16 protein-coding genes are annotated in these 22,303 nt (G+C 67.0%); 6 read left to right on the top strand and 10 right to left on the bottom strand.

The features are described 5' to 3' along the window. Positions 1–2: 2 nt before the first annotated feature. The 3 genes from K8I61_02965 to K8I61_02955 all read right to left on the bottom strand — a co-directional run bounded on the left by K8I61_02965 (position 3) and on the right by K8I61_02955 (position 5,117). Entirely contained in the window at positions 3–1,664 is a 1,662-nt protein-coding gene (locus K8I61_02965; protein ID MBZ0270969.1) for a hypothetical protein, read from the bottom strand. Positions 1,665–1,779: 115 nt separating this feature from the next. Continuing rightward, positions 1,780–3,408, bottom strand: a complete 1,629-nt coding sequence (locus K8I61_02960; protein MBZ0270968.1) for a hypothetical protein — start codon at positions 3,406–3,408, stop codon at positions 1,780–1,782. After that, positions 3,405–5,117 carry a hypothetical protein gene (locus K8I61_02955; GenBank protein MBZ0270967.1) on the bottom strand — a complete coding sequence of 571 codons (1,713 nt, stop codon included), beginning with the start codon at positions 5,115–5,117 and terminating at the stop codon, positions 3,405–3,407. The genes K8I61_02960 and K8I61_02955 overlap by 4 nt, the downstream gene beginning before the upstream one ends. A gap of 115 nt (positions 5,118–5,232) precedes the next feature. Here K8I61_02955 and K8I61_02950 point away from each other — a divergent pair, with 115 nt between their 5' ends. Continuing rightward, positions 5,233–6,855, top strand: coding sequence for a hypothetical protein (locus tag K8I61_02950; GenBank protein MBZ0270966.1), 1,623 nt, complete (start codon positions 5,233–5,235; stop codon positions 6,853–6,855). Positions 6,856–6,949: 94 nt separating this feature from the next. On the opposite strand, the gene K8I61_02945 is transcribed toward K8I61_02950, so the two are convergent. The 5 genes from K8I61_02945 to K8I61_02925 all read right to left on the bottom strand — a co-directional run bounded on the left by K8I61_02945 (position 6,950) and on the right by K8I61_02925 (position 15,198). Continuing rightward, the gene (locus K8I61_02945) at positions 6,950–8,587 is read right to left on the bottom strand and encodes a hypothetical protein (protein MBZ0270965.1); all 1,638 of its coding nucleotides are present in this window, start codon (positions 8,585–8,587) and stop codon (positions 6,950–6,952) included. Positions 8,588–8,722: 135 nt separating this feature from the next. Then, positions 8,723–10,366: a hypothetical protein gene (locus K8I61_02940; protein ID MBZ0270964.1), complete on the bottom strand. Its 1,644-nt coding sequence runs from the start codon at positions 10,364–10,366 to the stop codon at positions 8,723–8,725. Beyond that, complete coding sequence (locus K8I61_02935; GenBank protein ID MBZ0270963.1) at positions 10,363–11,988, bottom strand: hypothetical protein; 1,626 nt, start codon at positions 11,986–11,988, stop codon at positions 10,363–10,365. The genes K8I61_02940 and K8I61_02935 overlap by 4 nt, the downstream gene beginning before the upstream one ends. A gap of 30 nt (positions 11,989–12,018) precedes the next feature. Beyond that, entirely contained in the window at positions 12,019–13,329 is a 1,311-nt protein-coding gene (locus tag K8I61_02930) for a HEAT repeat domain-containing protein (GenBank protein MBZ0270962.1), read from the bottom strand. Between the two features lie 228 nt (positions 13,330–13,557). Further along, positions 13,558–15,198, bottom strand: coding sequence for a hypothetical protein (locus K8I61_02925; GenBank protein MBZ0270961.1), 1,641 nt, complete (start codon positions 15,196–15,198; stop codon positions 13,558–13,560). 531 nt (positions 15,199–15,729) lie between these two features. Here K8I61_02925 and K8I61_02920 point away from each other — a divergent pair. Then, entirely contained in the window at positions 15,730–17,013 is a 1,284-nt protein-coding gene (locus K8I61_02920; protein MBZ0270960.1) for a CBS domain-containing protein, read from the top strand. Between the two features lie 207 nt (positions 17,014–17,220). Here K8I61_02920 and K8I61_02915 read toward each other — a convergent pair whose 3' ends face one another. Next, positions 17,221–18,519 (bottom strand): Nramp family divalent metal transporter, encoded by a 1,299-nt coding sequence (locus tag K8I61_02915; protein ID MBZ0270959.1) that lies wholly within the window; start codon positions 18,517–18,519, stop codon positions 17,221–17,223. 241 nt (positions 18,520–18,760) lie between these two features. Between K8I61_02915 and K8I61_02910 the strand changes: the two genes are divergently transcribed. From K8I61_02910 to K8I61_02895, 4 genes are all read left to right on the top strand, one after another. Then, positions 18,761–19,648: an acyltransferase gene (locus tag K8I61_02910; protein MBZ0270958.1), complete on the top strand. Its 888-nt coding sequence runs from the start codon at positions 18,761–18,763 to the stop codon at positions 19,646–19,648. A gap of 235 nt (positions 19,649–19,883) precedes the next feature. Further along, positions 19,884–20,639, top strand: coding sequence for a hypothetical protein (locus K8I61_02905; GenBank protein MBZ0270957.1), 756 nt, complete (start codon positions 19,884–19,886; stop codon positions 20,637–20,639). 89 nt (positions 20,640–20,728) lie between these two features. Further along, the gene (locus K8I61_02900; protein ID MBZ0270956.1) at positions 20,729–21,217 is read left to right on the top strand and encodes an NUDIX hydrolase; all 489 of its coding nucleotides are present in this window, start codon (positions 20,729–20,731) and stop codon (positions 21,215–21,217) included. Further along, positions 21,210–21,830 carry a hypothetical protein gene (locus K8I61_02895; protein ID MBZ0270955.1) on the top strand — a complete coding sequence of 207 codons (621 nt, stop codon included), beginning with the start codon at positions 21,210–21,212 and terminating at the stop codon, positions 21,828–21,830. The genes K8I61_02900 and K8I61_02895 overlap by 8 nt, the downstream gene beginning before the upstream one ends. 7 nt (positions 21,831–21,837) lie before the next feature. Here K8I61_02895 and K8I61_02890 read toward each other — a convergent pair. Further along, positions 21,838–22,303, bottom strand: a 466-nt coding sequence (locus K8I61_02890) for an FAD:protein FMN transferase (protein ID MBZ0270954.1), incomplete at its 5' end; no start/stop codon positions are given.

Below are 22,303 nucleotides of genomic sequence, written 5' to 3'. Positions count from 1 at the left end.
GGTCAGCCGCCCGCGCCCTCGCCCGGCTCGTAGAAATACATCGCCCACGAGCCTTCGCCGAAGGCGAAGCGGTAAGCGTCGCGGCGCTCGCGAATTTCCGAAAGGCGCGCGACGAGCGGTTCGCGTTCTTCTTCCGGAACGAGCGGAAGGCTGCCGGCGATGTACTCGTCGATGTAGCGATCGAGGTCGGGTTTGTCGTCGTACACGCCGACGTCGAGCAAAAGGCAATGCGCGCCCGGAAAATACGGGCCGAACCGCATGTCGCCAAGCGGCAAGTCGGGTGCGTTGCGCCAGATTTCCATGCCGATAAACGCGATGGTTCCGGGAATTCGCATGAGCGTGTTGATCGGCAAATCGCGCCCGGCGCAGGCGCCCGCGACGCGCGCGCCCGCGGCCTCGTCGTGCATCATCATGTCGGCGCTCGGCGAATAGAGATACGGATACGGCACGCCTTCGAACAAATCGTCCAGATCGTGCGGAGGATGCGCCGGGATATCCGCGCGGATCGCGTCGCGAAATCCGAGCGCGACGACAAGCACGGCGAGGATCGTCGCCGCCGCGCGGCGGCGCGAACCCGGTATCGCGGCAAAGCCGATGGCCGCGAGCGCGTAAGTCGCCGGAACCGCGGACACGAGGTAGAAATCGTGGCGTTTGTTCAGAATCGTGAACGCGACAAACGGCAACAAGAGCCACGCGAGAAGCGGCAACAGCTCGATCCCCTTCCGCCGCCGGAGCGCGAGAGCGATGGACAAAACGCAGACGACGGCAAGCGTAGGCCCGGCGAGATACGTGTACCACTCGGTGACGCAAGCCCGAAGGACGGCCGGATTGTTCAGAACCGAAAACGCCTCCCACTTCGGATTCGCCGCGCTCTTTTCCAGCGCGTCCAGCGGTATCGGCCCAAGCGCGTCAAGCGCGACATAAAGCGACACGCCGATCGCCAGGGTCACGGCCACGGGCATCGGATAGGGCGATTTGCGCCGCCCGCGTGGGGCGTCCTCGCCCGATCGGCGCCGCCGCCACCATGCGATCCATGCCCAAAGGATCGTGCCGGCGCCCGCGAACCCGGCGAAGACCAGATAGATCGCGCCGTTGGAAAAATACGCCGTGGCGCGGATGCCGAATGCAAGCGGCACGGCGGCAAGCAAACCGAGCGGCCAAAGCCTCCGGCGCCACGACCACAGCCACAGCGCGACGGTGACGGTGATGCACGCCTGCAACGCGAGCAGGTCGTCGAGATTCGTCGCGAGCCCGACGGTCATCGGGCCGAGCGCGGCAAACCACGCCGCGGCTGCCGCGGCAAACGGCCCCGACAGGCGCCACGCGATCAGCGCGGACGCGAGAATGACCGCGATCAAGAAGGGGACTTGCACGGCGGTGATCGCCGTGACGCCGTACCCCAGGCGCGCGGTGATCGCGAGCGCCGCCGTGTGCAGCGGGTTGCGCGAGAAATGTTCGATTTCCGGAGGATACGGAACGCCACGCTGCCGCTGCATGTTGGCGACGAGATCCCAGACCGGATAATGCGGGCGGACAACGCCGTTGATGCGGCCGTGCGATGTCCACCACGCCCACGCCGCGACCGCGAAGACGATCGCCACCGCGATCAACGGGATGGCGCGGGACGCCGGGAAGGTTGCGGGTGGGGGGGGCGCGTCCGTCAAGAAATTCGGCTCCCGTCGTCGTGTCCGGTTTGTGCGATCCGCGCCATTTCCGCATCTGCGCTTGAAACGTCAAGCCAAAGCCGCGCCGGCGACTCCCGGGCGCGCCAAACGTCGCTCACGGCGCGCGCTCGTCCGTCGAATCGAGAATGTAGAGCGCCCACCCGCGTTCCGCGAAGACGAATCGATATTCGGCCGCGCGCGCGCGAATGCGTTCGATGCTCCGCAGCGCGGCGGTCCTTTCGGTTTCGCGCAGGTCGCCGAGATGACGGCGCGCGAAATTGTCGAGATACGGCGCGATCGAACGCCGGTGCGCATCCCCAAGCAGCAGGCAGTGATCGCCGGCAAACATCCGATCGCGCCGAATGTCCGCGAGCGGCAGGTTCGGCGCGCGACGAAACAGCTCCACCCCAACCGCGGCGGCGCCGAATTTGACGACGGCAAAGACCGGCCGGTTTTCCCGCGCGCACGCCCGCGCCACCTTTTCGCCGACGGCGTCGTCGTGCAGAAGCGAGCGCGCGTTCGGCGAAAAGAGATACGGAAGCGGCACGCCCTCGAACACGGTTTCCAGATCGAATGCCGGCTCTTCGGGAATGTCGGAGCGGATCGCGTGGACGAATCCGGCGGCGACAAGAAGCACCGCGACCAACGCGGCCATCGCGCGCCGCCGCGGCGCGTCGATCATCGACAGTCCGATCGCGGCGAGTGGATACGTCGCGGGCGCCGCGGCGACGAGATAGAAATCGTGCCGCTTGGTGACGAGGGTGAACAGCGCGAACGAAAGCACGAGCCACAAAAGCGGCGCGGCGACGGCGTTTGCGCGGCGGCGCACGGCGACAACGGCGAGCGACGCGAACGTGACGACGCCGAGCGCCGGCCCCGCGAAGTACGCGAACCACACGCCGGCGCACGCCAGCAACACGCGCGGGTTTTGCCCGACGGACAGATATTCGAATTCAGCGCGCGCGTTTTCCCCGAGCAGATACGCAACCGAAAACGGCCACGCCGCGGCGATGCCCGCGCCGATCGAAACGGCGACCGGCGCAACGACATCCCAGGGGACGGGCGTTGTCGATGGCCGCCGATTTTCGATCCACGCCCATGCGATCGTACCGGCGCCCGCGCATCCGGCAATCAGAAGGAACGTCTGCCCGTTCGAAAAATAGGTCGCCGAACGCACACCGAACGCCAGCGGGAAAGCGGCCAGATATCCGATCGGGAAACGGCCGGCCCGGCGCCAAGACGACAACCACAGCGCGACCGCCAGCGCGGCGCAGGCCTGAAGCGCGAGAAGCTCGTCGAGGTTCGTCGAAAGGCCGACGGTCATCGGCGCGAGGGCGGCAAACCACGCGGAAAGCAAGGCCGCGAAACGGCCCGAAAGGCGCCAGGCGATCGCCGCCGATGCCGCGACAAGAAGAACGATAAACGGAACCTGCACGACGGTGATCGCCGCAAGGCTGTACCCAAAGCGCGCCGTGACGATTTTCGCCGCGCCGATGAGCGGATTTCGATGCTCGTAAATGACGCCCTTTGGCCACGGAATGCCGCGTTCGGCCTGCACGTCGCAGACGAAATCCCACAGCGGATCGTGCGGGCGCACGTAGCCGTTGACGCGGTCGTGCGAGACCCACCACGCCCATGCGCCGATCGCGAACGCCGACGCGGCCGCGATCGCAAGAAGGACCGCCGTAAGGGGCGGCTGCTCGAAACGAGGCGGCGCGCCGCCGGGGTTCGCGCGCGGCGTCATTCGTTGCCCGCGCCGGCCGGGTCGAAAATGTGGAGCGCCCATCCGCGCTCGGCGAAAACGAATTCGTATTCGCCGGAGTGCGCGCGAATTCCCTCGACGCGGGCGATCAGTTCGCCGCGCGCCGCGTCCGGCGCGCGGGGTGCGCTCTCGCGAAGGTACGCCGTCAGGTAACGATGGAGTTTCGGAGGGCGGCGCTCGGTCCCGATGTCGATGACAAGACAGTGCCGCCCGGGAAAAAACGGGCCGGTTTGCACGTCGCCGAGCGGCAGGTCCGGCGCGTTGCGCCAGATCGCGACACCCACCGCGCCGATATCGCCCGGGATCCGCGCGAGCGCGTTGATCGGCAGATTTCGCGCCGCGCAAATCTTGGCGACTCGCTTTCCGGCCGCGTCGTTCAGGATCATCAAGCGGGCGTCCGGCGCGTAGAGATACGGTTTGGGGACGCTTTCGAAAAGCTCGCGCAGCCGGTACGGCGGTGTTTCGGGGATGTCGGATCGAATCGCGAGCGCGAAGCCGGCGGCGACGGCCACACATGCGGCGACGGAAGCGGCGATCCGGCGGCGCGGCGTCGCGATCATCGAAAATCCGATCGCCGCGAGGGGGTACGTCGCGGGCGCCGCGGACACGAGGTAGAACTCGTGCCGCTTGGTGACGATCGTAAACAGCGCGAGCGGCAAGAAAAGCCAGGCCAGAAGCGGAAGCGCCGCAAGAAGGCGCCGCCGCCACGCGGCGATGCCGATGGAGATCGCGCACACGGCGGTGAGCGCCGGCCCCGCGAGATAAGCGAACCACAGCGAAACGGTTGCCCGGATCGCGGCCGGATTGTGCGCGGTGGACAGGTGTTGAAACGACGGCATGGCATTTTGCGCGAACAGATACCCCGTCGGGATCGGCCAGGCCGCCGCGACGCCGCCCGCGCCCGCGACGATCACCGACAGCGTGAGCACCCACGGCGTGCGCGAAAAGCTCCATCGCCGGCCGAGCGATTTCGCGAGCACGCGAATCGAGCCGGTCCATTCGATCGGCGGCAGCGCGCGCGGATCTTGGCCGTGCCGGTTTTTCCACCACGAGATCCACGCCCACAGGATCGCGCCGCCGCCGGCAAATCCGACGACGCCGAGAAACGTGAGGCCGTTTGAGAAATAGACCGCGGCGCGGATTGCGAACACCACCGGAAAAACGGAGAGGAAGCCGAGCGGCCAAAGGCGCCGATGCCAGGACCAAAGCCAAAGCGCCGCGGCGGTGGCCGCGCACGCCTGCAACATCAGCAGGTCGTCGAAATTCACCGACAGGCCGACGGTCATCGGCGCCAGCGCCGCGAGCCATGCCGAAAGCGCCGCCGCGAACGGGCCCGCGAGGCGCCACGCGATGAAGGCGGACGCGACAACAAGCGCGACAAGAAACGGAAGCTGGATCGCGGCGATCGCGGCAAGGCTGTAGCCCCACCGCCCGGTGATGTTCACCGCGCCGGAAATCAGCGGATTCGGCGGCCGGTAGATGACGCCGGTCGGGTACGGGACTCCGCGCGCCGCCTGCGCATGGCAGACGTAGTCCCAGATCGGGAAATGCGGGCGCAGGGTGCCGTTGATGCGGTCGTGCGACACCCACCATGCCCACGCGCCGACGGCAAACGCAATCGCGGCGAATATCGCCGGAACGACGGTGCGTGCGCGCGTCGTCGCGATCGGAATGGATGCGTCATGCGCCAAAGGCGGCTCCGGATCCGGTCTTCGATGATTGACGGCCATTGGCGGGACTTTTCGCGCGACGGTCAAGGCGCGCCGTCCTTGAATTACCCGCGCGATTGAACGACAAACGAAGCCCATGCCCAAAGACGATGCCCGAGCCTCGATCGCGGCGGTCGTCTCGCTTGCCCTGGCCGCGATCGTTTCCGTCGTGCTGTGGAACGCGTTTGTCCGGCACCAGCGCCCGAACATCTACGCGCGGCCGCATTTTTCGGAGTGGGAGGCCATCTGCCTGGCGAAGGCGGGCATGGGCGAGCCTTATCACCCGCCCCTCAGCGATCAATCGAAAAATCCGCTCATCGTTCTGGCGGCGTGGTCGATCCGGACGTTTGGCGAAACCTATCGCAACCTTGCCGCCGCGGAACTGCCGTTCCTGTTTCTTCTGATCGCCTCGCTTTTCGCGTTGGCCTGGCGGTTCGGCGGCCCGTTCGCGGCGGGCATCGTCCCGTGGGTCGCGATCCTTTCGCCGATGACGCTTGGCGCGTCGTTTCTGGTCAATGACATTCTGCCCCTTCAAGCTTGCACGGCCGCCATGAGTGCGTGCGTGGCGTGGTCGAACGCAAGAAAGGGGCGCCACGTCACGTGGCTGATCGCCGTACCCGCCTGGCTGACGGCGCGTGTGGCGGTCTGGTTCACGCACGCCATTTTGGCCACCGGCGCCTTTGCCGCCTTTGCCGGTCCGCTGTTGACGATGCGAGCCCTTGCCCAACGCCGGAGCGGCATGCCGGTGCGGCGCATACGCGATTATCCGTGGTTTGATCTCGCGGTCGCCGGCGTCGGCCTTGGCATCGTTTTCTGGGCGATCGCACCCGATGCGTACTGGGAATACATCCTCCGCGAGCTTGGCACGGAACGCTTCGCCGGGAATGCCGCCGCGCACGATCGCCGCGCACACGCCGCGTATCTCGCCGCGTTCGTCCTCGCGCAGGCCGAACCGCCGCTGGCGATCCTGGCCGTCCTCGGGCTGGCGGCGACCCTGGCGTGGAGCAAGAAGCGGGCGGGCGCCGTCGCCGCGGCGTGCTGGCTGTTTGGACCGATGATGTTCCTGGGAATGCTGAACAAGCGCCTGGAGTATTACCAGGCGGCGGCGATCCCGGCGAGCTACCTTCTCGTCGCGCTCGGTGTTGCCGCGATCCCGAAGCGCCGGGCGCGGATCGGTGTGGCCGCGGCGTGCGTCGCGATTCTCGCGGCGAATTGGGCGTACGATTTCTCGCAGCCGGCGTTTCGCGAGCATCGTGCGATCGACCGGTGGTTTGCCGAGGGCGTGCGGTCGTATCTGGCGTCCCCCTTCGCCACGCCGGTCAACGAGGACCCGGCGCTCGGGCGGATGATCAACCGGCTGTGCCCGGAGAATCTGCCCGTGGTCGCCCTCGACGGACCCCTTTCCGGCGGTCCGGAGACGATCGGGATTCCCGTATGGACCAGCCGGCCCAAGCGTCCTTTCGGCACGGTTCTGTACGGACCGGATTTCGACGGGCCGGTCTGCTTCGTCGCGGAGGTCGGATTCGACAAGACGCTTCCGTCTTCGCCCGCGGAGGTTCTCGCTAATCTCAAGCGTCCGGTCGACGCGCCGGATTTCGAGGAATGGCGCGACCGGTTTCTTGCCCGCGTCGATGCGTATCTCCCGGCCGCGCACCGCCCGCATCGTCTTCACGAGATGCGGACGCGCGCGTTTCGGTACCGCCTTTGGACGCCGGAATAGGTGGCCTGCGTTTCGATTCACGAACGCCACGTCGCGGCAACTCCGGTGGCGCCCCCGGTCACGTGTGTCCGTGACGTGCGGCGGGGGGGCGGCCTCACATCGGCGGCAGCCCGGCGCGCGTGCCCTCGAACGCCCAGACCGCCCACTCGCCCATCGTGTCGACCAGCCGGTAGTCGCCCGTGCGTTCGCGGATCACGGCCAGACGGCCTTGCACGCCGCGCGGCGCGTTGGGATCCGGCTCGTCGCTGCGCCAACGGGCGAATCCCTCGAGCGCGCGCGAAAGGTCGTGCGTCTCGCCTTCCGCGAGCCGCTGGTAAATAAACAGGCAATGCCCCTCATGGAAAAAGGCGCGGCTTTCGAGGTGCGCGTAGGGCATATCGGGCGCGGCGAGAAACACCTCGATCCCGTACGGCCCCGAGTGCTGGGCGCTCGTGGCGATGTGCAGCGGAAGCCCCAGCGGCTCGCAGGTCTTCGCGGCCCAGGAGCCGAGCACCTCCTCCTGCCAGGGCTTTCGCGCCTTGGGCGAAAACAGGTACGGAAACGGCTCGCCCTCGAAGACGCGGCTGAAATAGGGGTGCGGATCGCGGCGGATATCCGCGGTCGCCGCGACGAAAAACCCGGCGAGCACGGCGGCGACCGCGCACACCGACGCGATGACGCGCCGGCGCTCGTTTTCGATCCACGCGAAGCCGATCGCGGCAAGAGGATACGTCGCGGGCGCGGCGGCAATGAAATAAAACGCGTGTCGCTTGCTGATGAGCGTGAAGACGACCATCGGCAGCACCAGCCACGCCGCAAGGGCCATCGTGTCCAGCGTGCGCCGGCGCCGCGCCGCAAGGACGACGGACACGATCGTCACGACGGCCAGCGCGGGGCCGGCCTGATGGACGAACCATTCCGCCACGCACGCGAAAGCGGCGGACGGATTGTTCGCGACCGCCAGGGCGTCGAATCGCGGGCGCGCCGCCTGCTCGCGCAGGTATTCGGTCGGCAGCGGAAGGACCTTCGACAAACCGTAGGAAACCGACGCGGCGACCGACGCGGTCAGTGCCCACGGAACCGGGGCGCCGGACTCGCGGCCCTCGCGCCACCAAGAAAGCCATGCCCACGCGACGGCGCCGGCGCCGGCCAGGCAGACGCACAACATGAAATTCAACGCAGTCGAGATCCAGGTCGCCGCCGAAACGCCGAACGCGACGGGCACGATCGACAAGATTCCCACGGGTCCCAAACGGCGGCTGTGCGAGCCCAGCCATAGCGCCACGGCCGCGATCGCGGACGCCTGAAGAGCGAGCAGATCGTCGAGACTCGTCGCGAGTCCGACGGTCATCGGCCCGAGCGCCGCAAACACGGCGGCCAGCGCGGCGGCCCATCGTCCGGCCAGTCGCCCCGCGATGGCGGCGGCGGAGAGAATGATCACGACGATACACGGGAGCTGTACGGCGGTGATCGCGGCGAGGCTTGAACCGAGCCGGCCTGTCACCAGCAACGCCGCCTCGTGCATCGGGAAACGCGACACCGTCGATGGCCCTTGCGGATAGAGCACGCCGCGTTCGGCCTGCAAGTCGCAGATAAAGTCCCAGATGATGAAGTGCGGCCGGCCAACCGTGTTCAGGCGGTCGAATGAAACCCACCACGCCCACGCGCCGATCGCGAAAACGATCGACGCCGCGACGGCGAGCGCCGTCTTGTCCGGGGCGAGAAACGCCGGGCGGGAGGAGCGGGTGTTCAATCGGCACCGATTCGTTGGATGAAGCTGACTCGAGGCATACTGGTAAAAAAACTCATACTCGCCAAAGGCGTCACGGTCGATCGTCCCGGCCGCCGGGGCCGGAAATCGCCCAAGGTTCGGGAGGTGTCTTGCCGGTCACGTCCCGTCCCGGGGATTGTCGTGCGCAAAAATGGTCCAGCCGATATTCTGATCTTCGATCCGGTATTCACCGGCGATCTCATGAATGCGATCGAGCCGCGAGGCCACCCGCCGCGCCGCGCCAGGCTCCATGGGCGCCGACGGCCAATCGGCGTATCGGCGCAATGCCCCATTCAGATCCCGGGGCGATTCGCCGCCGGCGGGATAAAGGACGATCAGGCAATGCGCGTCGTCAAAAAAAGGCCCGGACTCGATGGAGACAAACGGCAGATCGCGCGCGGCCTGCCACACCTCGACGCCGACAAACGGCGACATACCCGGCGGGGCGACGATATGGACGGGCAAATTTCGCGGCGCGCAGATTCCGGCCGCCGCCCGCCCGAGGTCTTCGAACGGCATGCGTTTCGGCGAGCGCGGCGAAAAAAGGTAGGGGTGCGGCGGCTGTTCGAACACCCGTTCGAAATAGGGGTGCGGAATGCGCCGGATGTCGGAGGCCGCCACGGCGAGGAAACCGGCGAGAGTCACGGCCACGGCGCCGATGGACACGATCCGGCGCCGGCGCGCGTCGCCGATCCACGCGAAACCCAACGCCGCCAGCGGATAGGCCGCCGGCGCCGCGTCAATCGGGTAAAACGCATGGCGCTTGCTGATAACCGTGAAGACGATCATCGGTGCGGCGAGCCAGACGACGAGCGGAACGACGGCCATCCCGCGCCCCCGCCGGATCGCCAAAACGACGGACACGATCGTCACGACGGCGAGCGCCGGCCCCGCCATGTGGACGAACCACTCCACGGGGAATGCAAAAATCGCTTCGGGTGTTCTCGCGACGGATAGCGACTCAAAGCGCGGCCGCGCCGCCTGCGCGCGGAGATAATCGAGCGGAAAAGGTCCGGTCTTCATGAAGGCGAACGCGAGCGATCCGATGACGGCAACGGCCGGTGCGAAGGGAGGTGCTCCGCCGCGCTCGCGACGGCACTCGACGTAAGCCCAGACGATCGCGCCCGCTGCCGCGAAACCGGCGATCATCACAAAATTGAGCTGCGCCGAGATGGTCTCGGGGGCTGAAACGCCGAACGCGAGCGGGATCGCGGACGCGAACCCGACAGGCCACCATCGGCGATGCCACGACCACAACCACAGCGCCACGGCGGCGGCGATGCACGCTTGCGTGGCCAGAAGGTCATCCGGACTCGTCGCGAGTCCCACCGTCATCGGACCGGTGGTGGCGAACGCGGCGGCAAGCGCCGCGGCACGCGTACCGGCAAGACGCCACGCGATCGACGCGGACGCCGCGATCAACGCGATCATGAACGGAATCTGCATGGCGGTCATCGCGGGCAAGCTGTCGCCCAAACGGCTGGTGAGGGTGAGCACCGCGCGGTGCAACGGCCGCGATGCGACATCGTTCAGCCCTTGTGAAGTTGCGATGCCGCGCCGGGCCTGCATATCGACCACGAGATCCCAGACGATGAAATGCGGCCGATTGATCGTGTTGATACGGTCGTGCGAAACCCACCACGCCCAAGCGCCGATCGCAAAGACGATGGCCGCGCCGATCGCGATGAGGGCCTTGCCGGACGACAAACCAGGCGGCGGCGTTCGAAGGCCGGCGCGGGTCGCTTCCGGTTCGAGCATCATGAGCCGGCCTCGCGATTCTCGAACAGGTAGAGAGCCCAGCGCCCGTTCGCGCCCGCGAACCTGTAGGCCGTCGCCCGTTCGCGAAGGCGTTCCAGGCGCGAGCGCGCGCGGCGCACTTCGGCCGCCGGCAGTTCGGACAGGCGCGCGTCACGGAAAGCATCCAATGCGCCGGCAAGGCCTCCTCGAAGCGCGGGTCCGGCCGGCCGCCGCACGATCAGGCAATGCGCGCCTTGCGGCCATGTCGCGGACAGGAGATCGGCGAACGGCCGGTCGCGCGAATCCTGCCAGACCTCGATGCCGACAAACGACGCATACCCTGGCGATTCAACGGCAAGCACCGGCCGGTTTTTCGGCGCGCACGCGCGCGCGACGAGCGCGCCGGCCGCCTCGTCCTGAAATCGCTTTCGCGCTTGCGGCGAGTAGAGATAGGGGTGCGATCCGTCCTCGAAGACGCGAACGAAATAGTCCGGCGGAACGCGATCGACGTCGGTGCGAACCGCGGCGAAAAAGCCCGCGACGACCGCCGCGACCGCGAGCGCCGACACGGCGCGTCCCGCGCGCGTATCCCCGATCCACGCGAGGCCGATCGCGGCGAGGGGGTACGTCGCCGGCGCGGCGGCGACCAGATAAAATGTCTGCCGCTTGTTGACGACGAGATAGACGATCATCGGAAGGATGAGCCACGCGGCAAGGGGCAGCATCGAAAGCGCGCGGCCCCGGCGCCAGGCCAGCGCGGCGGAGGCGATCGTAGCGAGCGCGAGCGCGGGCCCGGCCATGTGAAAAAACCATTCCGCGGGAAACGCGAAAAGCGCCTCCGGGGTCCGCGCGATCGAAAAAGAGTCGAAGCGCGGACGTCCTGCCTGCTCGAACAGATAGTCCCAGCGATATTCGCGGATCGACGCATAGGCGACGGCAATCGACGCGATGACCGACGCCGCGAGGAGCGCCTGGCCGCGCGCGCCGGCGGACCCGTCGCGCCGGTTCTCGATCCACGCCCACGCGATCGCACCGGCTCCCGCGCAAGCCGCGCAAATCAAGAAGTTCACCTTCGCCGTGAACAGTTCCGGCGCCGACACGCCGAACGCAAGGGGAATCGCCGACGCGAATCCGATCCAACGCCGGGCGTGCCCCCGTGACGCCAGCCACAGCGCGACTGCGGCGGCCAGGGACGCCTGCGTCGCGAGGAGATCGTCAAGGCTGGTCGCGAGGCCGACGGTCATCGGACCCGCCGCGGCAAACAGCGCCGCGAGCGCGGCGGCGCGCCCGCCCGCGAGGCTCCCGGCGATCGCCGCGGACGACGCGATCAACAAAACGATGAACGGAACCTGAACGGCGGTGACGGCCGCAAGCCGATATCCCAGGCGCGAGGTGACCGCGTGCGCCGCGGCGTGAACCGGCGCGCCCGAAACATCGTTCGTTCCGCGCGGATAAGGAACGCCCCGCAGCCGCTGGGCGTCGGCAACGAAATCCCCGATGACGAAATGCGGGCGTCCGACCGTATTGATGCGGTCGAACGAGACCCACCACGCCCACGCGCCGATCGCGAACACGATCGCCGTTCCGATCGCGAGCGCGACGCGACTCGGCGCCAGAAACGCGGGTTGCGGCCGATCCGGGCTCAACGGGCGCCAACCACGAAGCGATCGCTCCGGTTACGGCGCGACGTCAAAGCGCGTCGCCACGGCTTGCGCGCTCGACGTCGGATCGACGATGAGATCCGCGACGCTATTGCCCCCGAGCGCCGCGCCGATCACGCGGCCGGCGTTGCTGCCCATCGTGAACCCGATGCCCTGGCGATTGCCGCGCGCGGTGAAACCGTGCACGACGACGTCGTCGGAGTCGTACAGGATCAGCAGCCCGTCGTGACCGTTGTCCATGGACTCGCCTCCCAAAACGACGGCGCGCGGCGACGTGCGGATCGAGATGCCCTGATACCGGCATCGATAAGCCCGCACGTTCACGAGCGTGCACGCGGGCGCGTAGTACAAGAACACGCCGTGCCGCTCGCACCGCTCGGCGACGCAGTCCATCACCGCCCCGCCCGTCACGCCGTCGAATTCGATTCCCGTATCGGTATAGGCGCGCGCGCGAAAACCGCTGACGAAAACGTAGTCGGCCTGCACCAGCAATCCGTCCTCGAGCGATGCGGCATCCGGATCGTCTTCGCGCGAACCATCGAGAACCGGCGGGGGGCGATCCGGCCACGCCGCGATGACGGTGGGCGCGCCGCGCGTGCCGCTCTTGTCGGAATCGATGCGCACGGATTCGCGAAACGGCACGCCGCGGCTGCCCGCCGTCGCGAAGACGCGGTCGCCCGCGCCCGCGCGCAGGCGCGTCACGGCCGTGGTCAGCGTTCGCAACGGCGATGCCTCGCTCCCGTCGGCCTCGTCGGATCCGGCGGTCGCATCGACGTACCACGTGCGTCCGATGCGCGTTTCAAACGGCTCGCCCTGATCGGTAAAACGCGCGGGATCGCTGACATCCACCGACTTCAACGAGCCGAGCGCGCGCAAGGCCGCCAGCGCGATCTCGCCCTTGTCCCAGGAGGCCAGCGCGCGAAGCGCGGCGCCGGCCGCGGGGTCGTCCAGGCGCCCCAGCGCCTCGATCGCCGCCATCTTCACCGGCATGTTTTCATCTTCGAGCGCGGCAATCAACGCCGTCGTGGACCCGGCTCGCCCGATTTCGCCGAGCGCGCGCGCGTACGCGGCGCGCACCTTGGGGCTTCGCTCGCGGGCGAGCCTCTCCTCAAGGAGCGGCGCGGCCTCGCGCGCGCCGATGATGCCCAGCATCGTCGCGGCGAGATATTTCTGCTCGTCGCGCTCGTCGTCGCGATCGGAAAGCGTTGCGATATATTTCGCCACGGCCTGCGCGTCGGACGCATCTCCCGATCCCCGCGAGCACGCGAGGAGCGTGCCGGACACCGCGGCGACAAGAGCGAACATGACGATACGGCGCGCTTTCATCGAATCGCTTTCGTTATCGGCGAAAGAATGTTCACGGGGCCGGAATGCTGACACAGGCCGCGCGGCGCGATCAAGCCGCCCGGAAGGTCGCGGGCTCCAGGCACGGAAATGATGGCGAGGATCGCGGATACCAGTCCGATGTCCGCCCAGGGCGCGGAAGACGGCTTCACCTGGCGTCGATCCGGAACATGAGCGATGCGCGCATCAGCGCGGATTTTCGGTCGCCCGTCAAGGCGCGCGCGGCGGCGCGGACACCCACAACGTCCACCAGTGCTCCGTGCCGACGGCGCGATAGGCGTCGCGGTTGGCGCGGATGTGTCCAAGTCGCGCCATGATCTTCAGAACGAGATCCTGGTCGAGGCCGCCGAGCTCCGATTTCGTATAGTTGTCCAGGATACGCGAAAGGTCCGGGGTCGCCCCGCGGGCCAGGGGCGCCTGCGTCAGCAGACAGTGTTCGACCGACGGCACGCGCCGGTCGAGGATGGTGCCGATCGGCAATTTCGGAAACCGCTGCCAAAGATCGATTCCGAAATACGCGATCATGTCCGGATGATCGACGATGTAGATCGGCCGGTTGCGCAGGACGCATCGCTTGATGAGCAAGTCGGCGACCTCCTCGTACTGTTCCGGCGTATCCGAAAACGGCGAATGGAGATAAGGCCGCGGGACGCCCTCGAAAATATCCTGAAGATGCCACACCGGGCGTTCGGGGATGTCGCTTCCGACGATGTGCAGAAAGCCCGCGAACGCCGCCGCCACCGCGCCCGCCGCCGCGGCCGTGCGCCGCGGGCCCGGCGTCACGAGCGACAATCCGATCGCGGCGAGGGGATAAGCCGCGGGCGCGGCGGCGATCAGGTAGAAATCGTGCCGCTTGTTCAAAATGGTGAAAGCCGCGAGCGGCAACACGAGCCACGCGAGAGTCGGGAGGATCGTCAGGAATTGGCGCCGCCGGATCGCGAAAGCCGCGGACAAGACGGTGATCGCCGCAAGGGCCGGCCCCGCCATATGCGCGATCCAGACGCCCACGCACGAGACGATCGCGTAGGGATTTTGCACGATCGACAGCGCGTCGTATTGCTCGTTCGCCTCTTCTGAAAAAAGGTAGTCGAGCGGAAAGGGCCACGTCGCGAAAAACCCGGCGACAAGCGCCAGCGCGACAAACGCCGTCAGGGCTCGCGGCGCGGGAAGCCACCGCGTCTCGCTGTTTCCCGACCATAGCCGCCGCCCGTAGGATGTCCATGCCCACGCCAGGGTGCCCGCGCCCGCGAATGACAGCACCAGCAGGGCGATCAGCGCGTTGGTGAACCAGGTCGACACGCGCGCGGCGATCATCGGCGGCGCGGCGGCCAGCAGGCCGACATACCAGATGCCGCGATCCCAGGACCACATCAAAAGGGCGACGGTCAGACACACGCATGCCTGCATTGCGAGCTGATCCGTCATGGATAATGCCGGGCCGAGCGTCGTCGGCGCGAGCGCCGCGAACCACGCCGCGAGGATTGCCGCGAACCGCCCGCGAAGACGCCAGGCGACGAGCGCGGATCCGACGATGACGGCGACAAGAAACGGAAGCTGGACGGAGGTGATCGCCGCGAGGCTGTTGCCGCGATGCGACGTGACGACAAGCGCCGCGCGGATCAGCGGATTGGCGACGTTGTCGCTGACCGTCAACGGAACGTGGACGCCATGCGCGATCTGCGATTGGAGAACGAACTCCCAGAAAAACATGTGGGGGCGAGCCGCCGGGTGGATGCGCTCGAACGATACCCACACGGCCCACGCCGCGATCGCGAATGCCACCCCCGCGAGAATGCCAAGAAGGGTAACGATCAGTCCCGGTTTCGCCGCGGTCGTACGATCCGGATGCAATGGCGACGGCCCTCATTTCCCTCGTTTGATGCCGCCAATAAGGAGTATCTTTTTGTCGCAGGTCAAGCGCCGGTGTCGCCCAGGCGCGGGCAAATTTCGTTGACGCACGAGGGTCCGGAGCGTATCTTGCCCTCGCTCGTCCGTGCGCGTGGATCACCGCGCGCGGGTGTGTTCGGTATTTTTCAAGGAGACTCATTAAGCATGGACGAAGGCGCAAGTAGAAGCGGCGAACGGCCTCGCTCGCGGCGGCCGGCCGGGCGATTCATGCGGAGTCTTGGCCCCCGCCCGTAACCGGCTTCCCCGACAATCAGGCGTACGTCCCCCGTCTTGTGGCTTGCCTGCAAGCCGTGCGGCCCGGGACGCGATTCGCCATTTGAGCGCCCCGATCGACGGTGTGACGCGTTGGCCCGCGCCCGGCGTTGCCGGTCCGGCCGCGCACGCCTCGCCATCCGGGCTTGCGCTCGTCGTCCATGCCTGCGTGCGACTTGCAGGCCGCGTCCCGCCGCCTGCGTCTCGCGTCGGAGGTGCGTCATGGCTCAGAGCTTCGCGCGTCAGGAGGGCGGCTCGTTCATCTTCGCATGGGCCTCGGAGTACATCGGCCGCAAGATCGTCCACGGCGACCGGGCGCTTGGCCGCGTCGTGGATCTCGTCGCCCGCCGCGAGGGTGCCTATCCCATCGTCGAGGGCGCGCTCGTGCGCGACGGCGGCCAGACACACTACCTGCCGTTCTGGCCGCTGGTGCATGCGCGGCCCGACGGGGGCGCGTACGCGGTGGACGTCGAGCCCGGCGCGCCGCCATCGAACGGCGGGCACTTCCGCGTGCGCGAAGTTCTGATGGACAAGCAGATCGTGGACACGCACGGCGCCAAGGTCGAGCGCGTCAACGACGTGCATCTCCTGGCGACGCAGGGGCGCGCCTACATCGTGCACGTCGATGTCGGCTTCACGGGGCTCGTGCGCCGCATGGGCTGGGAGCTTTGGGTCCGGCGCGTGGCCAGGACGCTCGGCCGCGAGTTGCACGACGACATGATCTCCTGGCGGTACGTGCAGACGTTGGAGGAGGGCGCGGGCCCGGGCCCGGTGCGATTGCGCGTGCCGCACAAGGACATGACGGATCTTCATCCCGGCGAGCTGGCGGAGATCCTCGAGGAGCTCGGCCGCGAAGACCGCATCGCGATCCTGCACACCGTCGATACGGAAACCGCCGCGAGCGCGCTCGAGGCCCTGGAGCCCGAGGTCGGCGCGTCGATCATCCAGGATCTGGATCCGCATATCGCCGCGGACATCTTCGAGGAGATGGAGCCGTCGGCCGCGGCGGACATCGCGCTCGAACTGCCGGAGACGCATCAGGACGACATCATGCAGCGCATGGAGCCGGACGAGCGCGCGGAGCTCGAGCGGCTCGGGCGGTACGAGGAACGCACCGCCGGCGGACTCATGGGCACCGACTTCCTGGCGATCGCCGGCGACGCGACGGTGGCCGACGCGATCGCGCTGATCCGTCAGATGGCCGACGAGGTGGAGATCGTACACTACGTTTTCCTCGTGGACGCGGAAAACCATCTGCGCGGCGCGGTAACGATGAAGCGGCTCGTTCTGGCCGATCCCGCGGCGCGTCTTGCCGATGTCGCCGAGACGCAGCGCGTCGTCTCTGTGCGTCCGGATGAGGACCTCGAGACGGTGGCCGAGACGTTTTACAAATACAATTTTCTCGCGCTGCCGGTGACCGACGCGGACGATCGCCTCATCGGCATCATTCCGTTCCGCCACAGCTTCGACGAATTGGTGGAGCACTACTACAAGTTGGCGTCGTGACGCGATGCCGGTGCCCTGTGCCCGCGGCCGACGAAAAGTCCGAAAGTCTTAAAGGCCACCGCACAGACGCAAGCGCGGCGATGACAATGCGACGGCTTGACGCGGCGTTCAGCCCTCAGCGATCAGGTTTCCGTTTTCAGAATTCAGCGCCTGGGATGACCTTCCAGACTTCCAGACTTCCGGACTTCGGAACTTCCAGATCGTTCGTCACGACAGGACAAACATCACGACGTACCCCGCGCTCGTCGCGGCCAGCAGCACGACAGTTGCCCAGCAGATCGCGTTGTAAACGCGGCCATTGGCGTGTTCGCCCATAAGGCGCTTGTCGTTGACGAGGATGAGCATCAGCACGAGCACGACGGGAAACAAAAGGCCGTTGACGATCTGCGAGACGATCATCACGCGGATGAGCGAGATACCCGGAACGAGCACGGCCAGCGCGCCGACGACGATTGACGCGGTGTAGAGCACGTAGAACTGCGGCGCGTCTTCGTATCTTTGATCCACGCCGCGCTCCCAGCCGAGCGCCTCGCATACGGTGTACGCGGTCGATAGCGGCAGGATGCACGCGGCGAACATCGAGGCGTTCCACAGACCGAACGCGAACAGGTGGCGCGCCGCGTCGCCGGCCAGCGGCGCGAGCGACGCCGCGGCGTCCGCCGCGCTGTCGATGACGACGCCGGCCGGGTGCAGCGTCTTGGCGCCGACGATGACGATGCTCGCCGCGACGACGCTCACCGCGACGCCGCCGACGATCGTGTCGATCCGGCTGTAGACGTAGTCGCGGATGTCGATGTTCTTTTCGACGACGGCCGCCTGCTGATAGAATTGCATCCACGGCGCGATGGTCGTTCCGACAAGGCCGATGATCATGGCGAGATACGCGGCGTCCGGGACGATGCGAGGCGCGACGAGCGCGCGCGCCACCTCGCCGGCGTCCGGCCGCACCAGGTGCGCGGTCACGAGATACGCGACGTAAAACAGCACGGCCACGAGGAACACGCGTTCGACCGAGCGGTAACTCCATTTGAGCACCATGTACCAGACGAACGCGCCGCACACCGGCACCATGATGACCGCCGGCAGGCCGAACAATTCCGCCGCGCTCGCGATGCCGGCGAAGTTCGCCATCACGTTGCCGACGTTCGTCACCAGAAGCGCCATCATGAAGTAGAAGGTGAGCTTGACGCCGAACCGCTCGCGGATCAGCGAGCTGAGCCCCTCGCCCGTTACGACGCCCATGCGGTTGGCCATTTCCTGCACCATGACAAGCACGATCGTCATCGGCAGGAAGATCCAGAGAAGATCCAGCCCGAATAGCGCGCCCGCCTGGCTGTAGGTGGCGATGCCGCCCGCGTCATTGTCGACGTTGGCGGTGATGATGCCCGGCCCCATGATCGACAGAAAGACGAGCATCCGCCGCCAGGGCGCGCGCGCGAGCGCCGGCTTGGTGCCCGTGTCGCCCGGCGCCGCCGCCGGCGTGGTCCTGTCGTTTGCTTCGGGCATGCTCGCGTCTTTGCCCCGAAAAGCGCCCGCGCGCAAGCAAGGAATCGGGGAGCGCCGGGAAGGTCACCGCAACTCCCCGCGCGCGCGCCCGTGCCCGGATGGGATGTATGGACGTCATGGACTGAATGGACATCATGGACCGGCGAACGCGCGGGTGCGTTTGCGCGACGCGGCACCGACTCCGCACTCTCGGTTTGCCGCCACCTTCCCGCCTTCGGGCCTTTCCCGTATCGTCGCTCCCATGCCCACCCCCAAAATCACCATCGCCGTCGTGCAACAGCGCGTGAGCGGCGATCGCGAAAAGGACATGGCGCGCGCGCGCGACCGCGTGGCATTCGCCGCGGACAAGGGCGCCCACCTGGTCGCCTTTCCCGAGCTGTTCGGCTGGCGCTGGTTCGCCGACCGCATGGACCGCGCCGCGTTCGACCTGGCCGAAACCGCCGACGGCCCGCGCGTTGCCGAATGGCGCGACATAGCGAAATCAAGCGGCGTGGCTGTCGCGGCGCCGATGTTCCTGTCCGACGGGCAGGGCGCGTATCGCAACGCGCTGCTGTGGATCGACGGCGCGGGCGAGATTCGCGGCGCGTATCACGGCGTTCATCTCTCGCAAATTCCCGGATGGGAGGAGCGCTTCTACTTCTCGCCCGGCGACGACTTTCCCGTCTTCGAGATCGGGGGGATGAAGGTCGGCCTGCTCATCTGCTGGGACGCGTTTTTCCCGGAGGCGTTTCGCGCGCTGGCCGTGCGCGGCGCGTCGGCGGTCGTCGTCGCGACAAGCGCGATCGGCAGCGGCGAGGATCTCTGGCAGCGCGCGCTCGGCGCCCAGGCGTTCATGAACGGCGTTTACGTCGTGCGCGCCAATCGCGTCGCGTCGGACGAAGACCTGGCGTTTTGCGGCGCGAGTTTCGCCGTGGACCCGGCCGGCGATCTTCTCGGTGACCCGATGGGCGACGGCGAGGGCGTGGGGCTGTTCGATATCGACGGGCGCGCGGTCGAACTGACGCGCCGCGAGTTCCCGTTCCTGAAGGACCGCCGGCCGGAGGCGTATCTGGATCTGGCGGGTGTCGAGATTCGCCGCAGGGTCGAGGAACGTGGAAACAGGAACGAGGAAGCAGGAAATAGGAAATAGGAAATAGGAAATAGGAAAGAGGAAAGAGGCCACGGCACGGTTAATTTGGTTGCGGCTACGCCGCGCCAGGCAACGCAAAGGATCTGGCCGGCTCGCGCCCCAGCAACAGGTTGTGCGGACCTCTTTCCTATTTTCTATTTCCTACTTCCTGTTTCCTGTTCACTCCACGCCTCTTTCCACGCCGCGGCCTTCCCCCGTATACTTCCCGTCTTGCCGCCAAGGGGGGCGGAGCACCGTGTGGTACAAATCGCTTTTGCTTCATCCGTTCGCGAATCGCTGGAACTTCGCCTACATGGCGTTGTGGGCGATCGCCTGCGGCGCGGACCCAGGACCGAGCCCGTTGCTGTTTTATTCGGGCCTCGCGGTTGAGATCGGCTACATCGCCACGCGGCTGGGGCTTGAGTTTTCGGGCCGTCCGCTCTTCCAACTTCGGTTCCTGAAGAAAGAAGACCGCGAACGCTACTTTCGCCTGCGAAAACGCGTCGGCCAGGTGGAAAGCGACCTGAAAAACGTGGGGTCGTTCCAGACGCTGCTGGAAGGGCACATCCGCGACACGAAGCGGATGTCCGAGGTCTTTCTCGAGCTGCTCATCCTGCGCAGCCGCATCGACAGCTACGTCCGCGGCATTCACGAGAACTACGACCAGAAGATCGCCGAGCTCAAGAGCCGCCTTCCCGCCGCGGACGGCGAGGTAAAGAAGATGATGGAGCAGAACCTTCAGATCTACGAGCAACGGCGCGCCAAATATTTCGAGGTCATGGAAAAGCGCGCGGTGCTGGAGGCGCGGCTCGACACCATCGAAAACACGTTGAATCTTCTCGGAGATTACGCCATGGGCATGGCGCAGACGGGCACCTCGCGCGACGAGCTTTCCGCCCAGGCGCAAATCGATCTTCTGATCGACAACATCAAGGACGCGGAGATGTTCGTCTCGGACGTGAAGACCTCCGTCCCGCAATCCGGCAGCCTGCGCGTCCGCGTGCGGAGCTGACGGTCCGCCGGTCAAGTCGTGACCGGAAACGGCCGATACGACGGATACGCGGTAACGCCGCCCGGCGGCGTACCGCCGGCACGCGTCGCATGAAGAAATTCCTGCTTGCGGTCTGGAAGCGGCTCATCCGTGTTCCCGGCGCGCAGACCCTCATGCTCCGCGTGCTTTCCACCTCGTTTCTCGTCGGCGCGAGCGCCGTGATTCTCGACGGGGAGGGCCGCGTGCTGCTGTTCCACCACACCTATCGCGACCGCTTCGCCTGGGGACTGCCCGGCGGATGGATGCGTCGCGGCGAACAGGCCCCGCGCGCACTCGTGCGCGAGATCGCCGAGGAGTCCTCGCTGGCCGTCGAGATCGTCGCGCCGCTCGGCGCCGACACGGTGAGGCGCGCGGCGATCATCGAGATCGTCTATCTCGCGCGCCTGACCGGCGGCGAATTCGTGGCGAGCGAAGAGGTGGACGAGATGCGCTGGTTTTCCGACGAGCTGCCTTCGATCAAGCCGGTGCAGTCTCGCGCCATCGCCGAGGCGCGGCGGCTATTGGCGGCCGGCCGCCTTCCGGAGCGGATCGATGTCTAACACACGCACCCTCCACGACCCGTTTCGGGTTCCCGTGGACGACGACCGGTTCCCGCCGCTCTCGTCGCTTGCGCCGGACGATCCGCCGCTGCCGGTGAAGACCTGGCGCGGCACTGTCGTCATCCTGGTGCTGGTGCTCGGCTTCGCGACCGCGCTCGGCTTCGTGATGAAGCGCTGGGCGTCGTTGCAGGATTTTTCGCCGGAGCTGCGCCTTGACGGCTATCACCGCTTCGACGGCCGGCTCCTGCCGCCGGAGGGTGTGTATCGGTCAAACCTCGTCAAGCTTCGCGTCAAGACGCCGGGCGGCGAAACGCTCGTGTTGCCGCCGCTTCCGAACGCCGTTGACCGGTACACGTTCCTTTCGTATCTGCGGACGGATGAATGCGTTGACGGGTATATCTTCCAGCAGGGCGGTTTCCTGCGCGAGGTGCGCCTGACCGTGGGCGACCGCGAGCTTGTCTTTGACGGCGACATGGGATGGATCACCCGTGACCAGGATTTGGCGCGCGAGGCCGCGGACAAGGCGACCGACGAATTCGAAGCGAACGAAGCCGCCGTCGGAGGCGACGCAAACGTTGCCGCGTCCGGGAACGACGAAGCGCCGTCGGTGTAGCGCCCGTTCAGTCGTGCTTCATCCGCCGCGCGAATCCGGGCGTGGCGGCGGTCGTGCCGTCCTCGGTGATGAAAAAGCAATCCACCCCGGACAGCTTCGCGCAAAGCGTCGTTCCCTCGTTTTTTCCGAGCACGAAAAGCCCCGTGGCCAATGCGTCGGCTTGCGCGCAGGTGGGCGCGAGAACGGACACGGAGACGAGATCGTGCGCGACGGATTCGCGCGTGCGCGGATCGACGATGTGCGTCACGCGCTTGCCGCCGACGTCGCGGAACTGGCGATAGCTGCCGCTCGTGGCGAGCGCGATGTCCGTCAGCTCGACAATCGACGCGAGCTTCTCGCCGGGGATCGTGCCGGCAACGGGCGCGTCGATGCCGATACGCCACGGCCCGCCGTCGGCGCGCCGCCCCGCGACGCGCACCTCGCCGCCGATCTCCACCATCATGTTCTCGATGCCGAGCGCGGCGAGCGCATCG

Source organism: bacterium (assembly GCA_019912885.1).
Taxonomy (GTDB): Bacteria; Lernaellota; Lernaellaia; order JACKCT01; family JACKCT01; genus JAIOHV01.
The sequence above is the reverse complement of the archived record's forward strand: the minus strand, read 5'-3'. Positions and strand labels throughout refer to the sequence as shown.